This is a genomic window from Bacteroides sp. 3_1_13 (genome assembly GCF_001185845.1).
GTDB classification, from domain to species: domain Bacteria; phylum Bacteroidota; class Bacteroidia; order Bacteroidales; family Bacteroidaceae; genus Bacteroides; species Bacteroides xylanisolvens.
In genome coordinates, this window is sequence record NZ_KQ236955.1 from 2,227,512 (window position 1) to 2,237,928 (window position 10,417).

The 10,417-nt window shown below is 37.6% G+C and carries 9 protein-coding genes and 1 pseudogene; 8 read left to right on the top strand and 2 right to left on the bottom strand.

All coding sequences use genetic code 11. From position 1 onward, the window contains the following. Positions 1–251 precede the first annotated feature (251 nt). The 6 genes and pseudogenes from HMPREF9009_RS08010 to HMPREF9009_RS08030 all read left to right on the top strand — a co-directional run bounded on the left by HMPREF9009_RS08010 (position 252) and on the right by HMPREF9009_RS08030 (position 5,507). Positions 252–1,163 (top strand): hypothetical protein, encoded by a 912-nt coding sequence (locus HMPREF9009_RS08010; RefSeq protein ID WP_032600032.1) that lies wholly within the window; start codon positions 252–254, stop codon positions 1,161–1,163. Between the two features lie 248 nt (positions 1,164–1,411). Beyond that, positions 1,412–1,792 carry a hypothetical protein gene (locus HMPREF9009_RS08015; protein ID WP_049701853.1) on the top strand — a complete coding sequence of 127 codons (381 nt, stop codon included), beginning with the start codon at positions 1,412–1,414 and terminating at the stop codon, positions 1,790–1,792. An 18-nt stretch (positions 1,793–1,810) separates the two neighbouring features. Continuing rightward, positions 1,811–2,002: pseudogene (locus HMPREF9009_RS26115) on the top strand (hypothetical protein); the annotation flags it as partial. A 152-nt stretch (positions 2,003–2,154) separates the two neighbouring features. After that, complete coding sequence (locus HMPREF9009_RS08020) at positions 2,155–3,144, top strand: hypothetical protein (protein WP_049701854.1); 990 nt, start codon at positions 2,155–2,157, stop codon at positions 3,142–3,144. 49 nt (positions 3,145–3,193) lie between these two features. Beyond that, on the top strand, positions 3,194–3,574 hold the full coding sequence (locus HMPREF9009_RS08025; RefSeq protein WP_049702300.1) for a hypothetical protein: 381 nt from the start codon (positions 3,194–3,196) through the stop codon (positions 3,572–3,574). 574 nt (positions 3,575–4,148) lie between these two features. Then, entirely contained in the window at positions 4,149–5,507 is a 1,359-nt protein-coding gene (locus HMPREF9009_RS08030; RefSeq protein ID WP_049701855.1) for a transposase, read from the top strand. A gap of 236 nt (positions 5,508–5,743) precedes the next feature. On the opposite strand, the gene aroB is transcribed toward HMPREF9009_RS08030, so the two are convergent. Continuing rightward, complete coding sequence (gene aroB, locus HMPREF9009_RS08035) at positions 5,744–6,805, bottom strand: 3-dehydroquinate synthase (RefSeq protein WP_008020580.1); 1,062 nt, start codon at positions 6,803–6,805, stop codon at positions 5,744–5,746. A gap of 80 nt (positions 6,806–6,885) precedes the next feature. On the opposite strand from aroB, the gene HMPREF9009_RS08040 reads away from it, so the two are divergent. Next, a complete protein-coding gene (locus tag HMPREF9009_RS08040; protein ID WP_004305412.1) occupies positions 6,886–7,290 on the top strand; it encodes a hypothetical protein in 405 nt (134 codons plus the stop codon). 83 nt (positions 7,291–7,373) lie between these two features. Then, positions 7,374–10,187 (top strand): TonB-dependent receptor, encoded by a 2,814-nt coding sequence (locus HMPREF9009_RS08045; protein WP_049701856.1) that lies wholly within the window; start codon positions 7,374–7,376, stop codon positions 10,185–10,187. Here HMPREF9009_RS08045 and HMPREF9009_RS26120 read toward each other — a convergent pair whose 3' ends face one another. Continuing rightward, positions 10,188–10,367: a hypothetical protein gene (locus tag HMPREF9009_RS26120; protein ID WP_083444158.1), complete on the bottom strand. Its 180-nt coding sequence runs from the start codon at positions 10,365–10,367 to the stop codon at positions 10,188–10,190. Positions 10,368–10,417 lie beyond the last annotated feature (50 nt).

Consider the following 10,417-nt stretch of genomic DNA (forward strand, 5'->3'; position numbering starts at 1 on the left):
TATCTCGCTGGAAAACAATAAAAAAGTGCTGTTCATAATGCCTTATGAATGGCACTTTTGCTATATTTGCAAATAAAAGTACATCGGGAACTATGCTGGGTACGTGACGAACAAAAGACTTTCAGGAAAGCACACGTGAATACAGAACTTAAAATCAAAGTAACATGAAACTTAAAACATTTATCGTTATGGGACTCTTAAGAATCTTAACACTATACAGCTTCTAATATGACAACAAGAAAAAAGGTGACATGAAGAAAACAGAAAAAAAGAGCAACAAGCAATCGAGGCGTGAAATCATAGCCGATGTCAAGCGTAGAGAAGCCGAGTGGCGAAAGCAAAGGAGAAAAGAAAGGTGGCGTATATGCAAATTCCATATCTTGTTTTGGGGAGCATTTATATCTTTCTTCCCATTACTTATATTCGTCACGGAGTCAGATATACGTAACACCTTCACCAATATCATACTGGGATTGATAACCATTAACGGTTGGATTTACCTGTTCATGTACCTCCTATTTAAAGAAGCCCGGAATTTAACCGTCCGGATACCTTTGAAAAATGGCGAAAGTACGGGAAATGCGCAATGGTCACCAGATTCTTCAAGGATTCCGGTAGAGCCTGAATATTTAAGCCGGTGTGATGACAAACAGATTGTTATTGATAATGACGGCATCTCGGTGAGAATGGTGAGTTTCCTGGTCTGGCTCTTTATATTTTTAGTTTCGGTTTGCGCTGGTTTAACTCCTTCAAACCTTACAACTGAAGATTATGGAAGTATATTACTGCTTCTTGAGCTGTACTTGATTATCCTGACAGCAGGAATAAGTGCCATTCTACAGCCGTGGCGGCGGATTGTTTTTGATCGTGTTTCCAAAACCGTAACGATACCAAGACGACTTCTGTTGCATAAAAAAGAAACGATACCTTATAGTCAAGCTGAACTCACGATTCGTTATTACAGGCGTGGTTCATGGCTTGCACCAGATATAATAATTTCCAATGCCAATTCATCCAGTCTGTTAAGTGGAGTCTCCTTGATGCCCGGTGATCTGGATAAGGCCAGGTGTTTTGCACGTTTCATACAACTATACATGGAAAAAGAGGAGTTGCCGGACATACCGGAATTTGAGAAACAGGATTCTAACTGCACAGGGTACTGAATATGACACTACACAAGTACAAAAGACCGGAAATTAAAACGATAAAAAGAATACGTTCTGCTGTTTTTTTTATCATAGTCCTTAATCCCTTTCTGAATAGCCGCCACTGCATAATATCTATTTATTTGATTTAGGAAGCGAAGATAAGTATAAACGTCTAATCCACAAAGATAATGAAGCAAATTAAATTTAACGAAGAAATAGCGAAAGATATAAAAATACAGAACTATAAATTAATATGATGTGGTATGAAACCAGAAACTGCATATAAGTTTATAAAAAGATTTACTCTTACCAATACAACAATCATGACTATACTTTTTGTAATTCAATGTAATTCTCTTTGGCGTGCACTCTGTTTCATTGCTACTCTACCAGTAATCGGTATTGGTATGATAGCCATGTATGAACGTTACGCTTATGATTACACCAATTTGTTGAATAATCTAACGGAAAAGGACAAAAAGGAAATGCCCCATATCTGTTGGGACGAAGCAATCAAAGATGCACATAAGAACTATTTATGGGGATTAATCAGTGTCACATTCTACAATATTTTATTTTCTGGGTTAATAATATTTATGCTTTGGCAAATATTATATGAAGGAAGACTTTTAAGAATAAGTTAATACCACAAACAAGCCTCCAGCGGGTTTCAAGTGATAAGGGATCAGACAGACGGAACGAAATTGGTTCTTGCAATCGACCGAAAGCCCATTACCGAGTGGTTCAAGGAGCAGTTCGAGAAGCTAAGGCAGAACATTTGCCGACCAATACAACCGCAAAGGAAAGGCAAGGGGCTAAAAGCTATAAATGTTAAATTCTGCCCGATTTGCTGAAAAAAGTGCAGTGCGCCGTTCGTGACGTACTGCATTTTTATATATTTGTAATTATACAGGATAAAGAAAGGGATAAACATTTCAAAATAATGGATTATCATTATAAAGAAGATGTAAAAAATCATGCAAATTAGGAGTTGTTTCTTGAAGCAATGGATAGAATAATTTTATTTTTTTTAGGTAGTATATTACTTTTATCGGGCTGCAAGAATAGTAAACAGCCGGAAGGCTATAATTCTGTTAATATTATCGAATATATTAATATCTATGATGAAAACAACAGGATTCTAACTGCACAGGGTACTGAATATGACTATCTCTATTTTGGAGACAATAAAGATAAAGGGATCTTGGCAGCGACAAATAATTTTATAAAAAAATATAGTTATGATAATGATTCTTCCTGCTATACTGTAGAGGAACCCTTGTCGGAATCATTGCTAAAAACAATGAGATACACTGAAAATACCATAGAAGAACTCGTATTGGAGAATAATAAGGATACATTCAGTTATTCTTTTTCCCTCTATTATGATAAGAATAAACCTAAGTATAAAAAAAGTATTATAATATTAGGAGATGATCCCCTTTCTGACTCAAGATATGAGGAATACTACTACTATGACAATAATGGAAATAATATGAAGAAAATCCGTCATGACTTGAACACCGGGGAAAGAGAAGAAACCTATAAGTTTAATGATACGGATTATAAGGAAGCTGTTAATCTTGTCCCTTCTTCCGATTACAAACAAAACATCGAGTGTTCATTGAAACAAACTGTTAATGATACCTTAATCACTCGAATTACCTTAAACGGTGTACTTGATAGAGTGATAAAGGAATACATTAATGGAAAAAAGAAAATTAAGGAAGAGTTTGACAATGATATGACTTTGGCCAATAAAGAAACAGAGTATGAAGAAAACGGACTGAAGATAAACGTCAATCATACTTTAAGAAGTACAGGCTACTCGACCGACAGTATCTATTATGAAGGAAACAAAAAAGTTAAGCATATTTATAATTCTGACTACGATGGCACCATAACACTTGAAATTTCAGAATATGATGAACAAGGAAATATAATAAAGAAAACAAAAAAACTCCGATGGGTGTCAGACAATGAAATTACCCGTTGAATGCAAACTTATTTATACTAAATCAAGATATAACTACCCGGATAATGATATGAAACCAGAAACTGCATATAAGTTGGTAAAAGTATGGAGCCTTAGCAATGCAACAATCATGACTTTACTTTTCATAATTCAATGTGATTCTCTTTGGCATGCATTCTGTGTGATTTTTACTATACCGCTACTCGGTATTGGTACAATAGTGATGTATGAAAATCAATCTAATGATTACACCGCTCTGAAGGAAAATCTGACAGAAAAGAAGAAAAAGGAAATGCCCTATATCCGTTGGGATGAAGTAATCAAAGATGCACGCAAAGACTATTTATGGGGAGTAATCGGTAGTATAATCCTAAACATTCTATATTCCGGGTTTATAATATTTATCCTATGGATGATAATATATGAAGGAAGACTTTTAAGAATAAGTTAATACCACAAACAAACCTCCGGCTGGGTTCTCGCTGGGGGCTTCTGACCTTTGCACATATAAAAAGCAAAAAGAAAGCGATATCGGAGCGTTACACCCTAAAAAGTACCTGCCTGTCACGACAAAATGATATTGCGTGCCTCACTGACCGGGACAGATCCGCACCCATGCGGACAAATCCCGGTAACAGAATGACAAAGCGGACAATGTTCCTAGCATGCCAACTTGTGAATGGGATGAATGATTTTCTTTTTTCGCAAGTTGATTTTATAAAATTGCCTCCGACAATTCGTACTTTCGGAAAAAGATATTATATTTGCAACTGAAAGAGTTATTTGACAGCATAGCAACGCAAAACGCTGAAATTCGCACGGTTGCTAAATCGTTACCTCTATTTCTCAAATAATTCGCTAAAAGCTTATCCTTCAATCGGTTAAGTTAAACCGATAAAAATCTAAAATAATAAAATTTAAGGCAACTAATTCATTGCGAGTTAGTTGCCTTTTTTGTATCTTTAAGCATTCCCCCCAAAAAACGGTTTGACGGCCAAAACGGGGGTAATTAAAAATAAAAACACATGGTAAAGATACAAAAAATCTCAGAAATCGAACCTCGTTTAGGTTTTACTGAGTTCGATATGCTAAAAAAATATCGTCAAAGTTTTGCAACGAGTGAACTAGGTCGCCTCCATGCTCTGTTTCCTTTCTCGGAACTGGCCCGACAAATGCATTTGAAGTCCTCTGCATTGGGTCGTAAAAGTTATTTTTCTCCTGAGGGTAAAATAGCCTTGATGGTCCTGAAATCCTATACCAACTTTTCAGATTCACAACTGATTGAACATTTAAACGGTAATATTCATTACCAGTTATTTTGTGGTGTTCAGATTGATCCGCTTCATCCACTGACCAATCCTAAAATCGTCAGTGCAATTCGTCAGGAACTAGCGGATCGCCTTGATATTGAGTCCCTCCAGCTCATTCTTGCCGAGCATTGGACACCTTATCTTGAGAACCTTCATGTCTGTATGACCGATGCCACCTGTTATGAAAGTCATCTGCGTTTTCCTACTGATACCAAACTCTTATGGGAAGGTATTGTATGGCTTCATCGTCATCTGTGCAAACATTGCCAGACCTTGCACATACAACGTCCCCGTAACAAGTATCTTGATGTACGCCGTGCCTATCTTGCTTATAGCAAACTGCGTAAACGCAAGAAATCACAGACTCGTATGATTACACGAAGGTTACTTCAGTTATTGGAAAAGTTACTTGACCAGCTGGAGCAGCTTCATTCATCCTACAGGAACAGGCTTACATTATCCTCTGATTACCAAAGACGTTTCTCGGTCATACAGACAGTCCTTGAGCAAGGGAAGAATTTATTTGCAGGCAAAAAAGTGTCCAACCGTATCGTGAGTATCGACCGGCATTACCTTCGCCCCATTATCAGAGGCAAGGAAACCAAATCCGTTGAATTCGGAGCCAAAGTCAACAATATACAGATAGACGGAATCTCCTTTATAGAACATATCTCCTTTAAGGCTTTTAACGAAGGAGTACGTTTGAAAGACTGTATTCATCTGCAACAACAACTGACCGGGGTTAGGGTTAAGGCGCTTGCGGCGGATTCAATCTATGCCAATAATGCCAACCGGAAATTTTGTACAAAATATCATATAAGTACTTCCTTTAAGCGTAAGGGCAGAGCTGCCAAAGATGAGCCGCTTCGGAGAATCTTACGGTCGGAACTCAGCCGTGAAAGAGCTACCCGCCTGGAAGGAAGTTTTGGAACGCAGAAACAACATTACTCACTGGCCAGGATAAAAGCTAGAAACAGGAAAACGGAAGTACTTTGGATTTTCTTTGGGATACATACAGCCAATGCGGTATGTATGATAGAAAAGGTCGAAAAGAAAAAAAGAAAGGCAGCATAATCTGACTAAAATAACAGGAAAAACAGGAGAGGTTTTAACTTCCCCTAAAAAAGACATGTACATAATGCATGGGTGGGAAGGAAAAAATAAGAATATGTAAACAATATTCTACAAAAAAGATAGAAGACTGGGAGAGTTGAACGAAAAAATCAAGAGAAAAGCTCACGTAAAGCAAAGCTTTTCTCTTGATTTTTTAGAAAGAGGAATATTTACTGAATATCCCGATGTAGGATGGATTAAATTCCCATACATTCGCGATAGAAGTCGAGCATTTCGAAGATAGTGTCCTTATCGGCAGTCTGATTGATGCAAATGTCTCCAATATCTTTTAGTAAGGTGAAATTGATAGTACCTGAAGTATTCTTTTTATCATGCGTCATAAATGCATACAGTTGGTCATATTTCTTGCAGTCGAAAGTAAATACACCATAATTATCCTTGATAAACTGGATCGTTTGCCGCATTTTCTCTTTCGGGAAACCTACTTTGAGATGAGAAAGATACAGTTCGCACACAATTCCCCAAGCTACTGCATATCCATGTAATACAGGACGGTTTTCTGCCAGTGCCATACTTTCGAACGCATGTCCTACGGTGTGTCCCAGATTTAATGCTTTGCGGATTCCATGTTCGAAGGGATCCTGTTCTACAATATCTTCTTTCACTTGTACCGATTGACCTACCAATTGTTTGAGAGCTGCATAATCAATACTAGAGGAATCGAAATTGAGCAATTCTGCCCAATGTGCCGTATTGCTAATCAAACCGTGCTTCAACATTTCAGCATATCCGGAGAAGAAATTGTGTGTGTCCAATGTGCGTAGGAATTCAGTTTCAATCAATACACTGTTTGCCGGAGCGAAAGCACCGATTTCATTTTTCAGTCCGTTGAAGTTGATTCCTGTTTTACCCCCCACTGATGCGTCCACCATAGCGAGCAGAGTGGTTGGTATATTGATATAGGAAATGCCCCGTTTGAATGTAGCTGCGGCAAAACCTCCGAGATCTGTCACCATCCCTCCTCCAAGATTGATAAGTAAAGAGTGGCGGGTAGCCCCTTGAGTACTTAATGCCATCCAGACGGAAGCGAGTGTTTCCAGAGTTTTATGCACATCTTCTGCTCCGATACAGATTTCTACAGCATCTTTTAACAGATCCGATTCCTTTAGAGAAGGGAGACAAAGACGCTGGGTATGCTCGTCTGTGAGGACGAATAATTTGTCATGCGGACATAGCTCAATGGCACGACCGAGGCTCGTTTCCAAGCTTTCGCAGAGAATAACTTCTTGTTTACTCATGATTCTTTTGCTTTTTTACTCTGCAAATGTATATAAAATATCTTTTTTTACTTACTTTTGTCTCATTAAAACGTTTAATCATGAAAGCATTATTACCTGTATATTGTCGTCCTTTAGGATATGTTGTCTTGTTGGTAGCTCTGTTCATCCCTTTTATTTTGGTGATGCAGGGAGTAGTAACTGATACTAACTTGCTGTTTTATAAAGAATGTACAAAGTTGTTGATGATGGCAGGATGCTTGTTAATAATCTTTGCATTGAGTAAGAATGAAAGCCGTGAAACGGAGCAAATCCGGAATTCGGCTGTTCGTAATGCTATCTTTTTGACATTCTTGTTCGTCTTTGGTGGTATGTTGTGGCGTGTTATGCAAGGAGATGTGATAAACGTCGATACTTCCTCTTTCCTTACTTTTCTGGTTTTTAATGTGCTTTGTCTGGAGTTTGGTCTGAAAAAAGCGCTTGTTGATCGATTCTTTAAAAGATAATTTTCTTTTCAATTAAACCTTTTACGATTCGATTTGTCAAAAAGACATTGTTATTGCTACTAATATAATCGTAAATAAGGTAAATGAAAAGATTTTCAGCAGGGTTGGTGCTGATGTTGCTATGCACCTTCTCAATTTTTGCACAGAATAAGGTTATTACCGTTTCGGGACGTGTGGTGGAATCCGATACTAAAGAGCCCGCAGCGCAGGCTACAGTTCAATTGCTATCATTACCTGATAGTGCTTATGCCGCCGGTATAGCCAGTAGTAACCAGGGATGGTTTACTCTCCCCAAAGTAAAAGCCGGAAAATATGTGTTGAAAGTTTCCTATATTGGATTCCGAACCAAGCTCGTACCGGTACAATTATCTGCTAACGCCACTGATAAAAAATTGGGAACCATTACATTGGACCCTGATGCTGTCATGCTGAAGGAAGCGGTGATTACTGCCGAAGCTCCTCCTGTTACTGTAAAAGCTGATACGACAGAGTATTCTGCAGCAGCTTATCCTGTACCAGAAGGTTCAATGTTGGAAGAGTTAGTAAAGAAGATTCCTGGTGCTGAAGTTAGTGATGAAGGTAAGATTACTATAAATGGGAAAGAAATCAAAAAGATTATGGTTGATGGTAAAGAGTTTTTCTCTGATGACCCAAAAGTTTCAATGAAGAACTTACCTGCTAACATGATTGAAAAAGTAAAAGCCTATGATAAGAAAAGTGATATGGCACGTATTACAGGGATTGATGATGGTGAGGAGGAGGCTGTTTTAGATTTAACAGTGAAGAAGGGGATGAAGAAGGGATGGATAGGAAATTTGATTGCAGGTTATGGAAGTCAAGAGCGATATGAAGGTGGGGTGATGATTAGTCGCTTTAAAGATGATGCTAGTTTTTCAGTAATCGGTTCTGCTAATAATACAAATAACAAAGGTTTTTCAGAATTTGGTGATGCCGGACAGGGATTAGGAGGTGGAAATGCCGGCTCCGGTATTACAACGGCACAATCTTTAGGTATTAATTTTGCTAAAGACACAAAGAAATTTCAAATTGGAGGAAATGTTCAGTATGGGCATTCTGATAATGATGCCCGTCGTAAAACTTCTTCAGAAACATTCTTGGGCGAAACCTCTTCTTTTGCTCAGAGTGAAAACTATTCAAATCGTAATCGTCATGATTTTAGGGTTGATTTTCGTTTGGAATGGCGTCCTGATACATTGACTACAATAATTTTTCGTCCGAATGGTAGCTACTCACAGACGGAATCGAGTAATAGTTCCTGGTCAAAAACAGAAAATAACTCGCATAGCCCTGTCAATGAAAAGGAAGCTGCCTCTTCTTCTAAAAATCATAATACATCTTTTAATGGTAGTTTGATGGCTTTTCGGAGATTGAATAATAAAGGGAGAAATTTGTATTTAGGAGCACGTTTTGGTTATAGTGATAGCGAATCAGATTCTTATTCTGATTCAAGAACAGAGTTTTTTGAGTTGGATAGTATTTCTGACATCGCAAGATATACAGACCGTAATAGTGACAGCCGTAACTGGAGTATATCTGCCTCTTATACTGAACCTGTTTTTAAGAATCATTTCTTACAATTGCGTTATGAATTTGCTCATCGTAAACAGCTGTCACAGTCATTAGTATATGATAGTATTAATTACTATCCATATCCGGAATATATGGAACGCGGATATGATAATGATCTAAGCACGCGTGTGGAAAATTTCTACGATACTCATACTGCAGATATTTCTATGCGTGGTATTCATCCTAAAATGATGTATAGTGTTGGCGTTGGCTTAACTCCTCAAACGTCGTTAAGCAAAACGACTATCGGTCCTAATTACAAAAAAAACTACCCCGAACAAAATGTGCTGAATTGGGCTCCTTCAATAATGTTCCGTTATATGTTTAATAAACAACATGTGTTAATGTTCCGTTATCGTGGACGGAGTAGCACTCCTAATATTGAAGATCTACAGGAAGTAATTGATATTACCGATCCAATGAATATGAGATATGGTAATCCAAACTTGAAGCCTTCATTTAACAATAGTTTCACGCTTGATTATAGGAAGTTTGTGCCAGAAGCTATGCGTAGTTATTCTGCTAATTTATATTATACAAATACATTGAATTCTGTAGCAAATAAAATGACGTATGATCCTGAAACTGGTGCACGGGTTTATAAAAAAGAGAATGTAAATGGAAATTGGCAGGCGAGAGGATATTTTTCTTTTAATACTCCATTGAAAAATAAGAAATTTACAATCTCATCTAATACAAATGCTAGGTATAGTGATGCGGTGAGTTATACAAGTGTTGGAAATAATCGAAATTTAGATCAGGAATTAAGTACCACGCATAATCTAGGTTTGGGTGAACGTTTTACGAGTAGTTACCGTAGCGAGCTATTTGATTTGTCTTTAAGTGGTTCTATCAATTATAATTTAGTTCGAAATAGTAAGCAAGAAAATAGTAACCGTGAGACGTTTGATTATTATCTAGGAGGTAATACTAACGTAAATCTTCCATGGCAGATATCTATTTCCACAGATGTGAACTGTCGGTTTAAGGATGGATATACAGGTGGGCTGAACAATAATGAAGTGTTATGGAATGCACAGATATCTAAGAATTTCTTGAAGAATAATTCTGGGACTATTCGTTTTAAAATTTATGATATCTTGAAGCAACAAAGTAGTTTATCCCGTTCTATCAGTGAGACAATGATGAGTGATACGGAATATAATACTTTGGGAAGTTATTTCATGGTGCATTTCGTATATCGTTTTAATACTTTAGGTGGAAAATCAGGCAATAGGCATGGCTTTGGGGGAGGTCCAAGAAGAGAACATGGTTTTGGTGGCGGTGGTAGACCTATGCGTTTTTAATCAATAAAAGAATCTGGATAACCTCAAATCCGCAACTAAGCTCTTCAGCGTCCTTCTTGCGTCTAAACGTCCTCTCATCACTGAATTAGCAGATAAATTGAGGCTGAAATACCCACTTCTGCCCACAATATCCCCTTGCCCCACTATGCGACTTGAGGCAATACGCAGTATCATACCCATAAGTTGTAGGCGTTATCCAAAATCAGTCTGAAAAATATCTGCGTAAGCAT